Consider the following 17,729-nt stretch of genomic DNA (forward strand, 5'->3'; position numbering starts at 1 on the left):
CGTTCTCGATCTCGCGATGGTGCGCGAGTTCGGATCATCGACCTGTTTCGCTCTGTCCGCCACTGTCTTTCGACGCAGCCCGACGCCATTGGCTCGGGCTGCGTCCGTGATGGCTGCGGAACCAGCGAGTGAAACTGGCGGGGCTGGAGAAACCGAGCATATCCGCGATCTCGGTGAGGGAACGGCCCTGATTTCCCACCACTCGGCGGGCCAGATCCAGCCGGGTGGTGTTCACGATCTCCGAGTAGGTGCAGCCCTCGTCCGCCAGGCGGCGGTGGACGGTACGACGGTCCACGCCCAGACTGCGCGCGACCTGGTCGGCGGAGCAGCGGCCGGTCGGTAGCAGCATTTCGACGAGTTCCTGGACCCGGTCGCGCATCGCCGTTGCGTGGCCGCTGTCCACGGCGCCGAGCAATTGTTGCGTGTACGGGCGCAGCAGCGGGTCCGACATCGGGTTCGGGGTATCGAGATCGCTTGTGTAGAGCGTGATTCCGGTGAATTCGTGATCGAATGTCAACTGGGGTCCGAACAATCGCAGATGCGTGGTGCGATCCCGCGGCGCGGAATGGGTGAAGGTGGTTTCCGCCGGTTGCCAGCCCGCTCCGAGGAATGCGCGCAGAATTCCCTGCAGCGCTCCCATGGCCAGTTCGGTGGCCTGGCGGGTGCTGCGGTGCTCGCCGATATCCAGACTCAAACGGACGTGGGCGATCCCGTTGCGTTCGGTGAGGCGTATGTGCAGCGATTCGTTGTAGGTGTGCTGATGGCGCACCATCAGTTCGAGGGCGCTGCGCACATCGGGTTCCTCGCGAATCACCAGACTCAGCGGGCCCAGATTGGACAGTCGCCGCCGTTCCGCGAGCAGCAGTCCGAAATCCTGCCGGCCGGATTCCGCGGCCGAACGCTCGAGGAGTTCGGTGACGGCCGCGGCGGGCACCCACCGGTCCTGCAGGCTCAGGCCGGCCGGATCGAGTCCGGCCTCGCGCAGCAACCGGGCGGGATCGAGCCCGAGAGACCGGCCGAGATCCACGTAGTCGTTCAAGGCCGCGTATCGCGCCAGGGGTTTCATCAGCGCCTCGCTGTCCCAGATTGTTCGCATCCGTGTCCCCGAGAGTAAAGCACGATAGGACCGGCGCCCCTACTGTTGTCTCCATCACAGCGAGGTGGCCGCCCGATGTTGCCGGTCGGCCACAGGGCTCGAGCGTTTCGGCGCCTCAGCGCCCGCACCTTCCCCAGCTCCGGCGGGCGTCGCCCGCCGCGTTCGTAGGAGCACCCATGCAGTTGAACACCACCCCTGAGCTTCCCGCCGCGCAGGCCTCGGCCGTATCGACCGGCCGTACGCGGCGCTACCCCTGGCTGGTCTTCGCCCTCGCCTTCGGGCTGTTGCTCGCCGACTACATGTCCCGCCAGGTCCTCAGCGCGGTCTTTCCGCTCCTGAAAACCGAATGGGGCCTGACGGATTCACAACTCGGATCACTGAACAGCGTGGTGGCGCTCATGGTGGGCCTGTTGACGTTCCCGCTCTCGCTGCTGGCCGATCGCTGGGGCCGGGTGCGCAGCCTGGTGCTGATGGCGACGCTGTGGAGTATCGCCACCCTGCTGTGCGCGCTCGCGTCGAACTATCACCAGATGCTCGGCGCGCGATTCCTGGTCGGCGTCGGGGAGGCGGCCTACGGCAGTGTCGGGATCGCGGTGGTCCTCGGCGTGTTCGCGCCGCGGGTGCATGCCGCGCTGAGCGGTGCCTTCATGGCCGGGGGTTCGTTCGGTTCGGTGCTGGGTGTCGCGGCCGGCGGCGCGATCGCGGTACACCTGGGATGGCGGTGGTCGTTCGTCACCATGGCGGTCGTGGGCCTGCTGCTCGCGGCGCTGTTCGCCGCGCTGGTCGACGAGCGGAAACTCGCTCGGCACGCCGACGCGGAATCGGTCGAACCGGCGACGCACACCGAATTCCGGGCGCCCGTCTCGTCGCTGTTCACCAACCCGGCGGTGCTGTGCGCCTACGTCGGTGGGGGCGTGCAGCTGTTCGCCGCCGCGGTGCTGCTGGCGTGGACGCCGAGCTTCTTCAATCGGGTCTACGGTTTGGCGGCGGATACCGCAGCCGTCGCCGCGGCGGGTGTCGTCCTGCTGGTCGGCGCCGGAATGGTGTGCTGCGGCATCGTCACCGACCGGATCGGCCGCCGCGACCTGTCGCGCAAATGGCTCGCCGCCATCGTGTTCTGCTCGATCTCGCTGATCTGCCTGACGCTCGGATTCAGCATCGAACACGGTGCGGCACAACTGATTCTGATCGGCGTCGGCGCATGGTTCTCGGGCGGTTCCTCCGGGCCCACCGCCGCGATGGTGGCCAACCTGACCCATTCGTCGGTCCGCGCCTCCGCGATGGGAACGCTGACGCTGTCCAACAGTCTGCTCGGAATGGCCTTGGGCCCCTTCGTCGTCGGCGTGCTCGCCGACCACTACGGCCTGAGCGCCGCACTACGACTCGCCCCGCTCGCCTATCTCGTCGCGATCGCCGCACTGGTGGCCGGTCGCTGCCTGTACCCGGCCGGGCTGCGCACACTCGCCGCTGTTCACAACCGATGATGAGGAAACCGATGAAATTCACGACACCCGCACTGATCACGGCGCTCGGGATCACCGCCGCCGCCGTCACCACCGGCACCGCTCATGCGGAACCGGACCGCACCGCGGTGCACTACGAGATCGGCCGCCAGGCGGATTCTGCCCTGGTGACGACTTCGGACGGCAAGCTGAAAGTGGTTGCGGATCAATTGATTCTCACCGACCGTGCGGATCGGCCGGTCGCCGCCGTACCGCTGACCTTCGCCGTCGACGACATCGCGTATCCGATCACCGCCCACATCGACGGCTCCACCGCGACACTCACCCCGGACCGCGGTAACGGGCGGCCCACCCAGGCGCGTCGCGATGTCGTCTCGGTCCGGCAGGCGGCGGAATCGTTCACGCCACGCGATTCACAGGCGCTGGGTGCGTTCGGTCAGCGGGTCGCCATCGCGGCCGGAGTCAGCGCGGTACTGGGCGCGGTCATCGGCGGCGGAATCGGCTGCCTGGTCGGCGGCGCCGTCGGCGCGGCGATCTCCAGTCCGGTGATCGTGCTCCTGGCGCCGTTCGTCGGAGCCACCGTCGCCGGCTGTGTCCTGGGCGCCGCCACGCTCGGCGCCGTGGGATCGATGGCCGGTCTCATCCTGGCCGGTGGTCCCATAACGCTGTTCTCCGCCATCCAGTACTTCTCGACGGTGCTGGCGCCGTGCCCGCCCGAGCTGCCCTACTGCAAGGACCCCGCACAGCCCGCACCCGCCAAGTAGTCGGCCGCCGGATTCTTCGACCACATCTCAGGAGGCATCGTGTTCGATTCGCCCGCACCGGTTTCCACACCGGTCGTCGACGGCATGCGGGCCGGCGGAAGCTGGAACCCGCTGTGGGATCAGCTCTACGAATGGGACCCGGAATGGACCGAACGGTTCATGGCCATGAACGCCACACCGATCGCGCGCCACATCTTTCCACCGGAATTCGTCGAATTGCTGAGCATCGCGATCGACGCGTCCTGCACCCACATGTACGCCCCGGGCGTGCGCCGGCACATCCGCGCCGCACTGGACTTGGGTGTGCCACCCGAACAGATCCTGACGGTCCTCCAGATGGTCAGCGTCCTCGGCATCCACGCCTGCAACCTCGGCATACCCATCCTCGCGGAGGAACTCGGCGAACCCCGGCCGGACCGATGACGCAGCAGTCCGATCGGTAGCGTCGATCGATCAGGTGGGGTCGCCGTGTGCCTGTGCCGCCGTGTTGACGCCGGGGGTCCGGGCTCGATCGCTACGCTGGCGCGGTCCCCGGGAAAAGGAGCGTTCATGGGTGCCGCTGTCGATCGGTTGGCCGAGATCGCGTTTCCGCTGTCGCCGTGTCCGGACGAGAGCCGGGCGTTTCACGAACAGTGGCCGGTGCGGCTGGGGGACACCGATGGGGACCAGCGGCTGCGGCTCGATGCGGTGGCGCGGTATCTGCAGGACATCGGCTACGACCACCTGCAGGTGGTCGAGGACGGCGATCTGCATCCGGGGTGGATCGTGCGGCGGACCGTGATCGACGTGCTGCGGCCCATCGAATTCGGGGATCGGGTGCATCTGCGGCGCTGGCCGTCCGCCCTGTCGAATCGGTGGTGCAACATGCGCATCCAGGTGCGCAGTGAGAACGGCGGCCTGATCGAGACCGAGATGTTCCTCATTCACGTCGATATCGAGGCCGGTCGGCCGGCGCGGATGACCGAGCGCTTCATGGCGCCGATGCGCGCCGCCACCGTCGAGCACCGCCTGCGGTGGCGGGCCGCCTTGCGGGAGGGGGCCGGTGACGACGCCGAATTCCGTCCGTTTCCGCTGCGGGTCACCGATGTGGACCGCTACGGGCACGTGAACAACGCGGTCCATTGGGAGGCTGTGGAGGAGGCGCTCGCGCGGTTCCCCGACGCACCGGCGCCGCCCTATCGGGTGATTCTCGAACACGCCGGGCCGGTGATGGGCGCCGACGAGGTGCTGATCCGCGCGTGGCGGGATGCGGGCGCGCTGCATGTGCAGCTCGAAGTCGACGGCAGCGCACGCACATTGGCGCGGATCGAACCGCTCACGCGCTGACGATCCGCGCCGGGCGTTTGCCGCCGCCCGGCGCGGTCCTCGGTCATCGCGGCGCGTTGGCCGGGTCGGCGAGGGTCGGGGTGCGTCCCTGCCGATGTGCCTGCTGGGCGTCGTCGAAGAACTCGCGGCTGAACAGTGCCGAGAGGATCGCGATACCGCCGCGGTGAACGCGGAACTCGCTCTTGGTGCTGGTTCCGGTCAACCGGACGACTCGGCCGGCGGCATCCTGCGGCCGAGCGAAATCCTTCACCCGGCCACGCCCGGTCCACTCCAGGTCGCTGTGCTCGACGACCGCGTCGTCGGGAACCAGCAGCTTGACCATGGCGTGGTCCACGTCGGCATGGACGACGATCGGGTCCTCGCCCTCGATCCACGGCGAGCGCAGGTCGATGACGACGCTCGCGTAACGGGCCTTCACCTCGAAGGCGGTGGCGTGGGTCCAATCGCCGAGACGCTTGGCGGTTTCGTGATCGGCGTGAATGCGGACGGTGTCGGTCGTGAGGGTCATTGTTCTGGTCCTTCCGGATCTCAGTGGTCGGGTTCGCCTGCCTCTCAATAGTGACACACAAACTAGTATCGAAGCAACTAGTCTTTCAAAAACTAGTCTGGTGGCACCTAGTAGGATGGGTGACATGCCCACCTCCGACCGGTTCAAGCGATCTCCGCTCGCCATGGCGGTGCTCGGCATCCTGCACCTGGAGCCGATGCATCCGTACGCCATCCAGCGCCGCATCAAGGAGTGGGGGAAGGACAAGGTCGTCAATGTCGGGCAGCGCGCCCAGCTCTACAAGACGATCGCGCGCCTGCAGGACGCCGGTCTGGTGGCGGTCCGCACCACCGGTCGCGACCAGCAGTATCCGGAACGCACGGTCTACGAGATCACCGACGCGGGCCGCGATGCCTGCACGGCCTGGCTCACGGACATGCTCGCCGTGCCCCGCAACGAATTTCCCGAATTCCCGGCCGCCCTGTCGTTTCTGATGCTCCTCGGTCCCGACGCGGCCCGCGAAGAAATGGAGCGCCGGCTGAAAGCGTTGCGCGCCGAGCATTCCGAGCTCGAGACCGGCCTCGCGCAGGCCACGCGGTTCGGCCTGCCGCGTGTCACCATGCTCGAGGACGAATATCAGCGTGCGGTCACCGAGGCCGAAATACGGTGGCTGGAAGGCGTTGTCGCCGCCCTCGCCGACGGGACGCTCACCTGGTCGTGGGAGTCGCTGGCACGGTTCCGGGACCAGGCCGCCCCCGGCGACTAGATATGCCACCGTGGCCGGATGCGGCTCGACGGCCCTATCGTCGGTTACGGTGCCGACGTCGAGACGAACCGGCACGAACCGCCGGCGACCAACAGGACACAGGGGATGGCAATGGCAAAGATCGTGTTGTTCGGAGCTACCGGATATACCGGCCGCCTGACCGCTCGAGCCCTGCTCGATCGCGGCGCCGAGCCGGTATTGGCCGCTCGTAACGCCACCGCGCTACAGCAGCTCGCGGCCGATCTCGGCGGCGTCGAGACCGCGGTGGCCGACGTAGCCGATCCCGCATCGGTGCGCGCCCTGCTCGATCGCGGGGACGTGCTGGTGACGACGGTGGGACCGTTCCTGCGGTACGGCGGCCCGGCGCTGGAGGTGGCACTCGAGGCGGGTGCGCACTACTTCGACTCGACCGGCGAAGGCCCGTTCATCCGCCGGGTCTTCGATCGCGACGCCGACGCGCGCCAGGCGGGTGTCGCCCTGCTGACGGCCTTCGGATTCGATTACGTCCCAGGCAATCTGGCCGCCGCCCTCGCGCTGCGCGACGCGCCGGACGCCGCCCGAGTCGACATCGGCTACTTCATCGCCAGCCCCGGCACCAGCGGCGGCACCCGCGCATCCATGGTCGGCATGTTGTTCGAGGGCGGCTTCGCCCTTCGCGATGGTGACATCGTGCCGGAGCGAACCGGGGCCCGGACGCACACCTTCGAGGTGGAGGGCCGCGCGCTCAGGGGCGCCTCGATTCCGGGGTCGGAACACCTCGTTCTGCACCGCGCCCATCCGAACCTGCGCGAGGCCGACGTCTATCTCGGCATGCCCGGCGGCGCCGCCCGTGTGCTGCAGGCGACCTCCCTCGTCACGGACACCGTCGCCCGGGTGGCGCCTATGAAGCACATGGCCGAGAGTGCCTTGAATGCCCTGGTCAAGGGTTCGACCGGGGGGCCCGATGCGGCCACCCGGGCCCGGACGCGCACCTGGTCGGTCGCCGAAACCCGCGACGCCACGGGCCGAATCCTGTCCTCTGCCACCCTGGCCGGCGTCGACCCCTACGACTTCACCGCCGCGATCCTCGCCTGGGGCGCGCACACCACGCTCGCCGGTGGTCTCGTCGGCACCGGCGCCCTCGGGCCGGTCGAAGCCTTCGGCCTGGAACCGCTCACCGCCGCGGCGGCCGATGCCGGACTGCGCGGGGCCACACCCGCGTAGACTGACTTCCGGACGTGCGAAGACCCGGCCGGGTATGGGTTAGTCCCGGTGACGCGAACCGTTGAACACCGCACCTTCCGCAGGTGTGACCTGTACGTCCCTTCCGATGATGTTGCATGCGAAGGGACTCGGTCATGTCGAAGTTCACTGTTGTTGTCGCCGGAGCCGGGCTGGGCGGGCTGGCCTTGGCGCACGGGTTGCGCCGCCGGGGCATCGATGTCGTTGTGTACGAACGTGATTCCGCCGTGGATACCCGGCGTCAGGGCTACCGGCTGCATCTGGACGCCGCGGCACGACGTGCGCTGCACCAGGTGCTGCCCGCGTCGCTGTGCGCACTGTTCGACGCCACCACGGGCACCCCGAAACCCCGATTCACGGTGCTGGACACCGAACTCGGTGAACGGTTCGCCCAGGATTCGGCGGAGCCGGCCTACGCGGTCGACCGCCTGACGCTGCGCCGCATCCTGCTCACCGGTATCGACGACCGCGTCGTCTTCGGCAAGGCGGTCGTCGGATACCGCACCGAGGGCGATCGGATCGACGTTCGTCTGGCCGACGGCGACAGTGTTCGCGCCGACATACTGGTCGGCGCCGATGGGATCAATTCCGTTGTGCGCCGGCAGTATCTGCCGCATGCCCGGATCGTCGACACCGGTGTGCGCCAGCTCTACGGTGCGATCGCGCTGAACGCGCGGACGCGGAACTTGTTCGACGACAGCATGTTCGGCATCTTCAGCATGATCGCCGGCCCGGACCGGAATTTCGTCGGCGTCGCGCCCGTCGAATTCCCCGAGGACCCGGCGACCGCGGCGGCCCGCCTCGTGCCGGCCGCGAACCTGCCGTCCGTTCCGGACTACATGACCTGTTCGTTCGGCGCTCGCGCCGAGTGGTTCGGTGCCGTGGAAACGTCCCTGCGCGACCTCGACGGCGGCCGCCTGAAAGATCTCGTCTCCGCCGCGGTCCGGACCTGGCATCCACGCATTCGCGCGATCGTCGACGCCTGCGACCCGGCCGGTATGTTCGCCCTCCCGCTGCGAACCAGCGTGCCGATCCCGGCGTGGCCGACCACGCCGATCACCCTGCTGGGTGATGCCGTGCACGCCATGAGTCCGGCGGCGGGATCCGGCGCCTGCGTCGCACTACGCGACGCGGCCGACCTGGCCGAGACTCTCGAATCCGTTGTGGCAGGGAAGGATCGGCGTTCCGCGCTGCACGAGTACGAACAACGTCTGATCGACTACGGATTCACCGCGGTCCGCACCGGGGCAGCCGACGGACACCGCTTTCTGGGGCAGAACCCGCTGCCCGCGTAGGGGGCGGGACGAGGGCCGCGATCCGGCGATCGGGCGCTTCCCACGCCGAGCGGCCCCCTCGCGCGCATGGCAGGCTGCGGGCATGGAGCCCTCGCGCTGTGTTGTCCTGGTCCCGACCCACGGATCGATCGCACCGGATTTCGCCCGCAATCTGGCCCGGCTGGAGCAGCGTGGTTACGAGGTCCGGACCGTCACGGGATTCGCGGCGATCGATCAGGGACGCAGTCAGATGGCCACCGACGCGTTGCGCGACGGATTCGAAGGGCTGATGTGGATCGATTCCGATATCGCGTTCGATGTGGATTCGGTGGACCGGTTGCGCGCACACGATCTGCCGATCGTGTGCGGGATCTATGCGAAGAAGGGTGTGCGCGGCCTGGCCTGCCATGTGTTGCCCGGAACCCCGAGCATCCTGTTCGGTGAAGGCGGGGGATTGCTGGAGATCAAATACGCCGCCACCGGATTCCTGTTCACCCACCGCGACGTCTACGAAACCGTCGCCGAACACGAACAACTTCCGGTGTGCAATCTGCGGTTCGACCGCCCGACCGTCCCGTATTTCCTGCCCATGCTGGTACCCGACGGTGAGCACACCTGGTATTTGGGCGAGGACTACGCGTTCTGTGAGCGAGCGCGGCGCAGCGGCTACTCGATCATGGCCGACAGCTCGTTCCGGCTGGGGCATGTGGGGACCTACAGCTACAGCTGGGAGGAAGCGGGTGCGGATTCGCACCGCTACGCGAGTTACAACTACCGGCTGGGGTGAGTCGCAGATTGCGATCGAATGTCCGGAACGCGAATTCCGGTTACTTCGCAGCGATCGGGCGGTCCGGCACGAAATTCGCAATGTGCGTTCCACTGGGGTTGAATCGGGATATGCGGTCGGACTATCACGCGAATCTGCGGCAGCTCGCCGAGTTGTTGCATGCGATGTGTGAACAGGACCGGACGGCCATTTCGGCGGCCACCTACGCGGTGGTGAACGCCGATATCGAACAGGCCGAGGCCGCGCTGGACGTCGTCGGCCGGGTCGAGGAGATGGCGCAGCAGACCGAACAGGAAGCGCTGCGCCTGCTGGCCTTGCAGGCCCCGGTCGCCAGCGAGTTGCGGCGGGTGGTGACCGCTATCCAGCTCACCGGCCATCTCCAGCGCATGGGCGCGCTGGCCGGGCATATCGCCACCAGCGCGCGCCGGCGCCATCCCGAGCACGTCGTTCCCGAACCGGTGCGGCCGTTGGTCGAGCGCCTCGGCTCCACCGCCTGTGCCATCGCCACGAGCGCCGCGGCGGTGCTCGAAACCGGCGATCCCTACGACGCGGCCGGTCTCGACGCCCAGGACGACGCGCTGGACCATCTGCACGAGCAACTGCTGGCCGCGGTGCTGGACCACGACTGGGCGCACGGCATCACGGCCGCGGTCGATCTCACGCTGCTGGGACGGTATTACGAGCGCTTCGCCGACAATGCCGTGGAAGTGGGACGCCGCACCATCTTCCTCACCACCGGGGAAACCGCCGAGAACTGGGCGCCGGACGACGACGAGTGATCCGGCCGGCCCGCAGATCTCATGGGGCGGAATTGAATTCGGCCAGCACCGTGCCGTGCCGGACGACACCGGAGAGGCCGGGGAGCTCCGCCGGCGCCGACCAGGTGCGAAATCCGTCGTAGCTGTCGCTGTAGAGATAGCGGTCCTCGGTGTAGGCGTCGAGATAGATGCGATGCCCGCCGTCGGGCAGCGGCACGACCGACGGGCCTTCCCGCGGGCCGCCCCATCCGGCCCAATCACCTTTGGCCACAAAGGAATACGGGCCCAAGGGGTTGTCCGCGACCGCCAGTTCGACGAGTTTGGTGTCCTCGTTCTTCACGAACGCGTACACCCGCCCGTTCCACCGCACCAGCTGCGTGTCGATGTAGCCCAGCGAACCCGGACCGCTCGGGCCGACGCCGAGCAGCGGTATCGGCGGCGCCCAGGCGGAAAGTCCCGCGCCCGCCGGTATCAGCAGGTGCGGGGTGAAGCCGTGCCCCCAGGTCAGCGACACGATGATGCCGACTCGGCCCGCCGCATCGGCATACCACTCCGGGGCCCACGCCCCTTCCAGGCGGCCCGGCACCAGCATCGGGACCGAGGCCAGCTCCGTCCACGCGATCCGGTCGCGGCTGCGCGCCAGGCCGATCGAGGTCGCATCGGGGGCTTCGGTGTAGGTGAGGTAGTACCAGCCGTCGGTATGCAGCAGCACGCTCGGATCGCGAGCCAATCCGGTGCGCGGTGTGAACGCGCGTTCGGCGACCGGCGTGAACACCGTCGCATCCGCCGACTCGTATACGGCCACGGTGGTGTCACTGTCGGTGCGAAACGCCGTCATGGTGTACCGCGTGGGCACCCGCTGGGGATCGGCGCCGATCCCCGGTAGCGCCGACTGCGCTCGTGCCGTCCCCGGCGCCAGCAGGGGCAGTCCGGCCAGCAACGCGAGTGCGGCTCTGCGTCCCATCGCCATGACCAGCGATTGTGCGGTTCGCGCGCGACGATTCGCCGCAGGCGCGCCGGAGCGGACTCGCCTCCGGCGTGGCGTGGCCCCAGCCCGCCGCCGACTGTAGTGGAATCGATGCGCAGCACCGCGGTTCAGCCCGAACGTGAAGTGATCTTGCTCGACACCACCGGCACCGACCTCCCGGCCGACGCGGCGAAGGCCGCGGCCGGACCGAAGGTGGCCAGACCAAGAGGGAGAACTCACTCGTGCGAACAACTCTTGTGGCGCCCGTGCTGGCCCTGTTGATAGCGGGCGGCGTCGCGACGGCGGGTCCGGCACCCGCGCAATCCGATCCGATTCCGATGAACCCGCGCACCTCGTTCGCTGTGGCCGCACTGATCCCCGGAACCGGCGCCGGCACAAAGAATTTCGACGAGATCCGGCCCGCCCTCTCGATCATCAAGCTGTATCTGGTCGACTACGTGCTGCGCCACGGCGACGGATCCGCCTCGGATCGGCGGGCGGCGCAGCGCGCGATCCAGCTCTCCGACAGTGCCGCCGCCAGTGAGCTGGATACCAAGTACCCCCACGCCATCGACGCCACCGCCGCGGAATTCGGATCGGCCGATACCAGACGCGGTTCGTTCTGGGGCGACTCCTACACCAGCGCCCGGGACGTAGCCGAATTCCTCGCCGCCAAGCAACGCACCGATCCCGGTTCGCCCATGCTGCGGTGGGTGGCCTCCGCGAGCCCGATCGCCGCCGACGGTACGGCACAGAACTGGGGCACCGCGCATCTTCCCGCGATCATCGGCACGAAATGGGGATGGTCGGACGACGGCACCGAGGTCGCCTCGGCCTCCTTCGGTCCCGGCTTCGCGATCGCCGCCTTCACCCACGGCGATGCGAACGACGAGAACGCCGACCTCGCGGTATTCACCGCCCGGCGGGGCCCAGCCGAACATCCCATCGGGAGGTAACGGTGCCTGTGGTGGTTCGTGGTGTCGGATGGATCGTCCTGTACGTGGCGGTGGCCGTGGTTCCCCTGGTATTCGCCGTGCTCGGGCCGGTGACGGGCGGCCGGGGTTTCTGGGTGGAGTTCTCGGTGGCGCTCGGATTCGTCGGGATGTCGATGCTCGGTGCGCAATTCGCGCTCGTCGCCCGGTTCCGCGCTGTCGCGGCGCCCTTCGGCGAGGACGCCCTGGTGCAGTTCCACCGCCAGATCTCCTATGTGGCACTGGCGTTCATCGTGGCTCATCCGATCCTGCTGCAGATCGGTGGCGTCGACATCGTGGCGCTGTTGAATCTCGCCGAGGCACCCTGGCGCGCCCGCTGCGCCGTCGCATCCACGGGCCTGCTTCTGATCGTCGTCGCGACCTCGGTCTGGCGGCAGCGACTGCGGATTCGCTACGAGGTGTGGCAGCTGGTCCACGGCGTGCTGTCCGTGGCGGTGGTGGGGCTGGCCCTGGCTCATATGGTGCTGGTCGGCTACTACCTCGACTCGGCCTGGAAGGTCTGGTTGTGGTCGGTGATGACGGTGGCACTGGTCGGTCTGCTGGTGTGGGTGCGGGTGGTCGCACCGATCCGGCGGTTGCGGAGGCCGTGGCGCATCGACCGGGTCACCGCCGAGCGTGGTGATGCCTGGACGCTGACGCTGGCCCCCGCCGGACACAGCGGATTGCGTTTCGCTCCAGGGCAATTCGGGTGGCTCACGGTCGATCGGTCACCCTTCGCCGTCACCGCGCATCCGTTCTCGTTCTCCTCCAGCGCCGAAGACCGCGACCGCGTGCAGATCACCATCAAGGCCCTCGGCGACTTCACCTCGACCGTCGGCCGGATCCCCGCGGGCACCCCTGCCTATCTCGACGGCCCGCACGGAGTGTTCACCCCCGACCGCAACGAAGGACCGGGATTCGTGCTGATCGCGGGCGGCGTCGGTATCACGCCGATGGTCTCGATCCTGCGCACCATGGCCGATCGCGGCGACCGTCGCCCGTTCCTGCTGATCTACGCGATGCGGACGACGGCCGACTACACCTTTGCCGACGAGATCACGGCGCTGACCCGGCGTCTGGATCTGACCGTGGTTCCGGTCCCGCAGGACCCGGTCCCCGGCTGGGACGGCGACAGTGGTTTCGTCGACCGCGCTCTGCTCCGACGGCACCTTCCCGACCGATACTCGCGGCAGCAGTACTTCATCTGCGGGCCGATGCCGATGGTCACCGCGGTCGAGGACGCCCTCGCCGACCTCGACGTCCCCGCCGACCGCGTTCACACCGAGCGCTTCAGCTTCGTCTGACCGAAAGGCCCGGTTATGCGACACACCTACACCACTCGCGCCGTCTGGATGATCACCGCCGTGCTCCTCGCCGCCTGCGTGTGGTTCGCTCTGGCCCTGGGCTGACCGAAATCCGGCATACTCGTGAGATCCTCCGTTTGGTTCTGTCGCTGCGGGGGAAGGTATTTCGGAGAATCCCGCGTTCGAGCGGGCGGGGAGGGCGATTCGATGGACGCGGTAGGGGACATGGTGCCCGTCGGTTCGATTCCGATCGGTGCCGTCGTTCGGGATGTCGTCGCGGAGGTAGCTCCCGACGAGCTGCCGGTGGTGGATCGACTGCGCCGATTGGGCGACGACCGCGCGGCGCGTCTGCTCGCGCGCCGCAGAAGTGGTGGTGATCTGCTCGGTTTCGGCATCGACGAGGTCGCTGTGCTGGCGAGCCCGGTGCTGTGGATCGTGCTCACCAAGGCGGCGGAGCAGTTCACGGAGGGTGCGATCAGCAGCGGCGGCCAGGCGGCGCGGCGCTGGTTGCGCAAGCGGCTCGGCCGCTCGAAGGCCATAACGGTACTGCCTCCGCTCGAGCCCGAACAGATCGCGGAGGTGCGGGCGCGGGTGCTGGATTCCGCACTGCGCAGTGGCATGGACGCCGATCGTGCTCGGCTGCTGGCCGATTCGGTGGCCGGCCGTCTGGTCGTCGACGCGGTACCCGAGCTCGCCGAGCCCTCGGTCGAACCCGACCGCGATTCGAGTACACCGAGCTGACCGTGCGTGCCGAGGAGGGGGAGGCCGCCGCGGGTCCGGACGCGGTACCTATAGACACCGGATTCTTCGCCGCAGGCACCGCGGTCCGGTTCGCGTTGCTGCTCGCCTTCGTCACGGTCGACAGCCTGACGCTGCTGTCGACCACCCTGGTGCAGTTACGCGAGGGCGACGAGTGGTACACCTGGTTCCAGTTGTGCCGTCTCGCAGTGGGATACGATCCGACCGAGCCGTATATACCCGCAGCGATGATGACGCGTGCGGCATTCGTCGCCTCGTGCGACGCGGCTCACGGGGTGCGTTCCCACAGCGAACCGGTGACGGTGATATCGGCCCTCGCGGTGGTGTTCGCTCTCGCCGCGGCGCTGTTCGTGCTGGGCCCGATGTGGCGGCGCCGACGTGGCCGGTTGCTGCCGGTGGATCCCGAGTCGTCCGACGAACTGGCGCGGCAATTGCGAGATCTCGTGCAGCGGGCCGACTTACGCAGGACACCGGCGTTCGCCATCGATCCGAGGGCGGATTCCGTCGGTGCGGTCGTCTTCGGCCGGATGGGCCGCTACACCGTATGCCTGGACGCCGGCCTGGTCGCACGGGGCGGCGCCGAGCCCGCCGTGCTGCGCGACGTGGTACTGCACGAACTGGCGCACATCCGCAATCGCGACGTGGACATCACCTACGCCACGGTCGCGCTGTGGCGGGCATTCCTGATCTGCGCGCTGCTACCCAACATTGTCGGGCAGGCCGTATCACTGTTCCAGCATCCCGATATCTGGCGTAGTCAATGGGAATTGGGGTTGCGTGGCCTGATCCGGGTCGTGGTCCTCATCGCGTTGACTTATCTCGTCCGGGCGGACATCTTGCGTACCCGCGAGGTCTATGCCGATATCGACGCCGCGCGCCTCGCCGGGGATACCGCCTTCACATGGCGGGATCGACCCGGCGCGCGTCGTCCGAAACTCCCTGCCCGGCATCGCCTTCTGGGGCTGATGCGCACGCACCCCGACTGGTCCGACCGCAGTCGATGGCGAAACGACCCGGGAATACTGTTCGGCGCGACCGCACTCCCGATGTTCCTCACCGGAGTCACCGCGCAGGTGGCGAATGTTCAGGCGACCATCTGGTCGAGTCCCGGCACTACGGCCGAGGTGGCGACCTGGACGACCGCCGTACTCGTCGTCGGCATCGCGGGTTACATCCTCTGGCGCGCGGTCGGTTACGCGGTTCTCATCGATCGGCCGGTGCCCTCGGGATGGATTGCGGGCGTCTGGCTCGGCGCGGGCCTGGCGGTCGGCGAACTGCTGTCCTTCCGCACTGCCGGTGTGAGACTCTTGCCTCCCGACCCCGAGATTCTGATCGTCCTGCTGATCAGTGCTCCGGTATTCACGAGCTGGGTCACCCAGTGCGCCGAAATCTGGATTCGGGGTAGTCGTGGCCGATCGCTGCGCCTGGTGCGGATACTGGGACTCGCCGCGGCCCTGATCGTGTTCGGCACGTGGTACGGCTACTGGATGAACGGGCTTTTCCTCTTGCAGAGGGGGGCGCTGCGGTCGCCCGATTTGTCCTTGCCGGGAACCCCGGGATGGTTCTGGGTCGTCGCCGACCTCGGCAACAGACCGCTGGTACTCGTGGGCGCTTCCGTTCTGTGGTTGTTCCCGCTGTTCGCCGTGGTGCGGCGATGGAACACATTCCCGCCCGCATGGGTGCGACGCGCCCGCACCGACGCATCGGACGCGGGAGCGGTGGTGCATCGGGCCGTGCCGGTGCGGCACGCCGCCACGGGTGCGGTCGTCGGCGGTGGACTGTGCTGGTTGACCGTTGTGGTGATCATGGCGCGACTGCATCCCGACCAGCCGCCGTTCGGGCAGCTACCCGACGAGTGGGTGTTCCGCTATCCGATGTGGCTGAGCGCGGGTCTCGGCTGTGTGCTCATGCTGACGGCGATCGGAGTATCGGCGACCGCGGCGCGATTCCGGCTGCTCATGGGGCTCGCCGCCGCCGGCGGCGCCGGATTGGCCGGTCTGGCCGGCTTGTTCGTCCTCGCGGCGACCGACGGATGTATCGCACCCATGCGGGTCATGGCCCACACCTGCCGCTGGCGACCGGGCCCGGCCTGGATGGTCGTCACGTTGCAGGTGCCGTTCGTCCTCGGTCTCGCGATCTACCTCGCGGCGGTGGCCGCGCTGCTGGGTGCGGCCGTCGCCGTGGCCGGCCGTCGGCTCGCCGGCCGAGCGCGGGCCACGGCACCGCGATTCGACATGGAGCCCGAGCTGCCGCGATCGGCGGTTGTGCGTGGTGTCGTCGTGGTGCTCGCGGCCGGAGCGGTGATCGCTCTGGTTGCGAATACCGCGATTTCCTTCTACGACCGTGGACATGTCGAGGGGGCCGCCGTCGGAACACTCGGGCGGGAACCACAGCCCACCCCCGAGGCGCGGGCGCGCCGGATAGATGCCTGGCTTCGGGTCGGTGGTGCGGCCGAAGCCAACAGGCTCCACGACGACAACGAACGGTTACGAGCGGCTACTGCGGCCGCCGTGCGCGCTGCCGAGGGACAGCCGACGGTCGCCGTCGATCCGGAGATATTCGCGCCGTTGTGTGCCGCGATCGCCGCCGACGCCGACCGTGCGGCCGCGTTCGTTCCGATTCCGGACGACCTGGCCCAGGCCGACTGGGCGACATGGCTCGCCGTGGTGAAACGCGCCGGTGACGACTGCCGGCGCAGTTTCGACGACAAGAACGACGCCCTGTTCGACCGATCGATGACCGAGTACGTCGCGGCCGACGCCGCGTACGCGACGCTCCTGCGCCACTTCGACGAGATCCGCGACGCCGCGGCGGGGGGCTGACCGGGGCATGCGAGACCGCTCACCCGATTGTCGGCAGGGTGAACGCGGCGGTGCGGACCACGTCGCCGTGCTCGAAATCGAGGAACAGCCGGTAGGTTCCGGGGCCGGGGACGGCGGTGTGGAAGGTGACCTCCGGGCCCGGGGCGGTGACGCCGTCGCCGGGTTCGCCGTTCGGGTGGACGTGCACATAGGCCAGATCGCCCGCCCGCAGGATCACCAGATGGCCGTAGGCCGCCAGATACGGCTGTAGGTCGGTGACCGGCTCGCCGTTCTTCCGCACGGTCAGGGTGAGCAGGCGGCCCTCGCCGGGCACCAGATCGCCGTCGAGAGTCACCTCGTAGCCGTCGACTTTCGCGGTCCGTTCGGCCGCGGGTGTCGGGCGAGGTTCGTACGCCCCGGTGACGGCCAGATCCGCGCCCAGGGTGATGGTCTTGCCGAGTGCGCGCGGGGCGATGTCGGTGAAGACTCGATACGCGCCCGCCGCCGGCAGGTTCAGCCGCACCGTCCAGATGCCGTCGGCGGTGAGTTCGGGATGCACGTGCCAGAACCCGGTCAGCTCCCGCTGCACCACGATCAGATGCAGCTCCCGATCGTGGATCGCGGTGTACTCGGTGACCGGTGTGCCGTCCGGCCCCAGGATCCGGAACCGGAAGCCGACCTCACCCGGTGCGAGGATCGGCTCGGCGAGCGCCAAAGTGTAACCGTCCTGGGTGATCTGGAGTCCGCCCGGCAGCCCACCACCGTGCGCGGCGTGTTCGGCGTGCCCGCCGTGGCCTTCGTGCCCGGCATGCTGCTCGCGCGGGCCGTGGGCCCCGTGATTGGCCTGTGCCCCATGGTGTTCGAGGTGAGCGTGTGTGGTCATCGTCCCGGCCTTTCGATCTGTTCTCGTCCGACATCGGAAACGTTAATACCCCTGGGGGGTATGTGCAACCGATGACAAGTGAGACGAAGAAGACGACCGGAT

17 protein-coding genes are annotated in these 17,729 nt (G+C 68.3%); 13 read left to right on the plus strand and 4 right to left on the minus strand.

Annotated elements, in window-relative coordinates:
- Nucleotides 1-34 precede the first annotated feature (34 nt).
- On the minus strand, nucleotides 35-1,066 hold the full coding sequence (locus tag A5789_RS21235) for an AraC family transcriptional regulator (RefSeq protein ID WP_064905840.1): 1,032 nt from the start codon (nucleotides 1,064-1,066) through the stop codon (nucleotides 35-37).
- 206 nt (nucleotides 1,067-1,272) lie between these two features.
- Here A5789_RS21235 and A5789_RS21240 point away from each other — a divergent pair, with 206 nt between their 5' ends.
- The 4 genes from A5789_RS21240 (at nucleotide 1,273) to A5789_RS21255 (ending at nucleotide 4,649) form a co-directional block, all read left to right on the plus strand.
- Entirely contained in the window at nucleotides 1,273-2,580 is a 1,308-nt protein-coding gene (locus A5789_RS21240; RefSeq protein WP_063009198.1) for an MFS transporter, read from the plus strand.
- Nucleotides 2,581-2,591: 11 nt separating this feature from the next.
- Nucleotides 2,592-3,323, plus strand: coding sequence for a hypothetical protein (locus A5789_RS21245; RefSeq protein WP_064923340.1), 732 nt, complete (start codon nucleotides 2,592-2,594; stop codon nucleotides 3,321-3,323).
- Nucleotides 3,324-3,407: 84 nt separating this feature from the next.
- Entirely contained in the window at nucleotides 3,408-3,746 is a 339-nt protein-coding gene (locus A5789_RS21250) for a carboxymuconolactone decarboxylase family protein (protein WP_063009437.1), read from the plus strand.
- 126 nt (nucleotides 3,747-3,872) lie between these two features.
- Nucleotides 3,873-4,649: an acyl-[acyl-carrier-protein] thioesterase gene (locus tag A5789_RS21255; protein ID WP_064905771.1), complete on the plus strand. Its 777-nt coding sequence runs from the start codon at nucleotides 3,873-3,875 to the stop codon at nucleotides 4,647-4,649.
- A gap of 43 nt (nucleotides 4,650-4,692) precedes the next feature.
- On the opposite strand, the gene A5789_RS21260 is transcribed toward A5789_RS21255, so the two are convergent.
- Nucleotides 4,693-5,157, minus strand: a complete 465-nt coding sequence (locus tag A5789_RS21260; protein WP_063009203.1) for a hypothetical protein — start codon at nucleotides 5,155-5,157, stop codon at nucleotides 4,693-4,695.
- A gap of 124 nt (nucleotides 5,158-5,281) precedes the next feature.
- Here A5789_RS21260 and A5789_RS21265 point away from each other — a divergent pair, with 124 nt between their 5' ends.
- The 5 genes from A5789_RS21265 to A5789_RS21285 all read left to right on the plus strand — a co-directional run bounded on the left by A5789_RS21265 (nucleotide 5,282) and on the right by A5789_RS21285 (nucleotide 9,963).
- Nucleotides 5,282-5,902: a PadR family transcriptional regulator gene (locus A5789_RS21265; RefSeq protein ID WP_064905837.1), complete on the plus strand. Its 621-nt coding sequence runs from the start codon at nucleotides 5,282-5,284 to the stop codon at nucleotides 5,900-5,902.
- Between the two features lie 105 nt (nucleotides 5,903-6,007).
- Nucleotides 6,008-7,105, plus strand: a complete 1,098-nt coding sequence (locus A5789_RS21270; protein ID WP_228794034.1) for a trans-acting enoyl reductase family protein — start codon at nucleotides 6,008-6,010, stop codon at nucleotides 7,103-7,105.
- A 134-nt stretch (nucleotides 7,106-7,239) separates the two neighbouring features.
- Nucleotides 7,240-8,418 (plus strand): NAD(P)/FAD-dependent oxidoreductase, encoded by a 1,179-nt coding sequence (locus A5789_RS21275; RefSeq protein WP_064905769.1) that lies wholly within the window; start codon nucleotides 7,240-7,242, stop codon nucleotides 8,416-8,418.
- Between the two features lie 82 nt (nucleotides 8,419-8,500).
- Entirely contained in the window at nucleotides 8,501-9,184 is a 684-nt protein-coding gene (locus tag A5789_RS21280; RefSeq protein WP_064905767.1) for a hypothetical protein, read from the plus strand.
- Between the two features lie 110 nt (nucleotides 9,185-9,294).
- Complete coding sequence (locus A5789_RS21285; RefSeq protein ID WP_063009441.1) at nucleotides 9,295-9,963, plus strand: PhoU domain-containing protein; 669 nt, start codon at nucleotides 9,295-9,297, stop codon at nucleotides 9,961-9,963.
- A 19-nt stretch (nucleotides 9,964-9,982) separates the two neighbouring features.
- Here the strand turns inward: A5789_RS21285 and A5789_RS21290 are convergent, their stop codons facing one another.
- Nucleotides 9,983-10,912 (minus strand): hypothetical protein, encoded by a 930-nt coding sequence (locus A5789_RS21290; RefSeq protein ID WP_227463072.1) that lies wholly within the window; start codon nucleotides 10,910-10,912, stop codon nucleotides 9,983-9,985.
- A 239-nt stretch (nucleotides 10,913-11,151) separates the two neighbouring features.
- Here A5789_RS21290 and A5789_RS21295 point away from each other — a divergent pair, with 239 nt between their 5' ends.
- From A5789_RS21295 to A5789_RS21310, 4 genes are all read left to right on the plus strand, one after another.
- Nucleotides 11,152-11,865: a hypothetical protein gene (locus A5789_RS21295; protein ID WP_064901667.1), complete on the plus strand. Its 714-nt coding sequence runs from the start codon at nucleotides 11,152-11,154 to the stop codon at nucleotides 11,863-11,865.
- Nucleotides 11,866-11,867: 2 nt separating this feature from the next.
- Nucleotides 11,868-13,184, plus strand: coding sequence for a ferric reductase-like transmembrane domain-containing protein (locus A5789_RS21300; RefSeq protein ID WP_064901668.1), 1,317 nt, complete (start codon nucleotides 11,868-11,870; stop codon nucleotides 13,182-13,184).
- Nucleotides 13,185-13,391: 207 nt separating this feature from the next.
- Complete coding sequence (locus A5789_RS21305; protein ID WP_155525846.1) at nucleotides 13,392-13,925, plus strand: hypothetical protein; 534 nt, start codon at nucleotides 13,392-13,394, stop codon at nucleotides 13,923-13,925.
- A gap of 2 nt (nucleotides 13,926-13,927) precedes the next feature.
- Nucleotides 13,928-16,765 (plus strand): M48 family metalloprotease, encoded by a 2,838-nt coding sequence (locus A5789_RS21310; RefSeq protein WP_064901670.1) that lies wholly within the window; start codon nucleotides 13,928-13,930, stop codon nucleotides 16,763-16,765.
- 19 nt (nucleotides 16,766-16,784) lie between these two features.
- On the opposite strand, the gene A5789_RS21315 is transcribed toward A5789_RS21310, so the two are convergent.
- Nucleotides 16,785-17,627, minus strand: a complete 843-nt coding sequence (locus tag A5789_RS21315) for a hypothetical protein (protein WP_064901671.1) — start codon at nucleotides 17,625-17,627, stop codon at nucleotides 16,785-16,787.
- Nucleotides 17,628-17,729 lie beyond the last annotated feature (102 nt).

Origin of the sequence: Nocardia sp. 852002-51101_SCH5132738 (genome assembly GCF_001665695.1) — a bacterium.
GTDB classification, from domain to species: domain Bacteria; phylum Actinomycetota; class Actinomycetes; order Mycobacteriales; family Mycobacteriaceae; genus Nocardia; species Nocardia nova.

Excerpts from the sequence above, each read along its gene's own strand:
- A5789_RS21250 (WP_063009437.1), top strand. The coding sequence starts at position 3,408 with ATGCGGGCCGGCGGAAGCTGGAACCCGCTGTGGGATCAGCTCTACGAA.
- A5789_RS21265 (WP_064905837.1), top strand. The coding sequence starts at position 5,282 with ATGCCCACCTCCGACCGGTTCAAGCGATCTCCGCTCGCCATGGCGGTG.
- A5789_RS21240 (WP_063009198.1), top strand. The coding sequence starts at position 1,273 with ATGCAGTTGAACACCACCCCTGAGCTTCCCGCCGCGCAGGCCTCGGCC.
- A5789_RS21275 (WP_064905769.1), top strand. The coding sequence starts at position 7,240 with ATGTCGAAGTTCACTGTTGTTGTCGCCGGAGCCGGGCTGGGCGGGCTG.
- A5789_RS21245 (WP_064923340.1), top strand. The coding sequence starts at position 2,592 with ATGAAATTCACGACACCCGCACTGATCACGGCGCTCGGGATCACCGCC.
- A5789_RS21315 (WP_064901671.1), bottom strand. The coding sequence starts at position 17,627 with ATGACCACACACGCTCACCTCGAACACCATGGGGCACAGGCCAATCAC.
- A5789_RS21255 (WP_064905771.1), top strand. The coding sequence starts at position 3,873 with ATGGGTGCCGCTGTCGATCGGTTGGCCGAGATCGCGTTTCCGCTGTCG.
- A5789_RS21285 (WP_063009441.1), top strand. The coding sequence starts at position 9,295 with ATGCGGTCGGACTATCACGCGAATCTGCGGCAGCTCGCCGAGTTGTTG.
- A5789_RS21305 (WP_155525846.1), top strand. The coding sequence starts at position 13,392 with ATGGACGCGGTAGGGGACATGGTGCCCGTCGGTTCGATTCCGATCGGT.
- A5789_RS21290 (WP_227463072.1), bottom strand. The coding sequence starts at position 10,912 with ATGGCGATGGGACGCAGAGCCGCACTCGCGTTGCTGGCCGGACTGCCC.
- A5789_RS21270 (WP_228794034.1), top strand. The coding sequence starts at position 6,008 with ATGGCAATGGCAAAGATCGTGTTGTTCGGAGCTACCGGATATACCGGC.
- A5789_RS21235 (WP_064905840.1), bottom strand. The coding sequence starts at position 1,066 with ATGAAACCCCTGGCGCGATACGCGGCCTTGAACGACTACGTGGATCTC.
- A5789_RS21280 (WP_064905767.1), top strand. The coding sequence starts at position 8,501 with ATGGAGCCCTCGCGCTGTGTTGTCCTGGTCCCGACCCACGGATCGATC.
- A5789_RS21260 (WP_063009203.1), bottom strand. The coding sequence starts at position 5,157 with ATGACCCTCACGACCGACACCGTCCGCATTCACGCCGATCACGAAACC.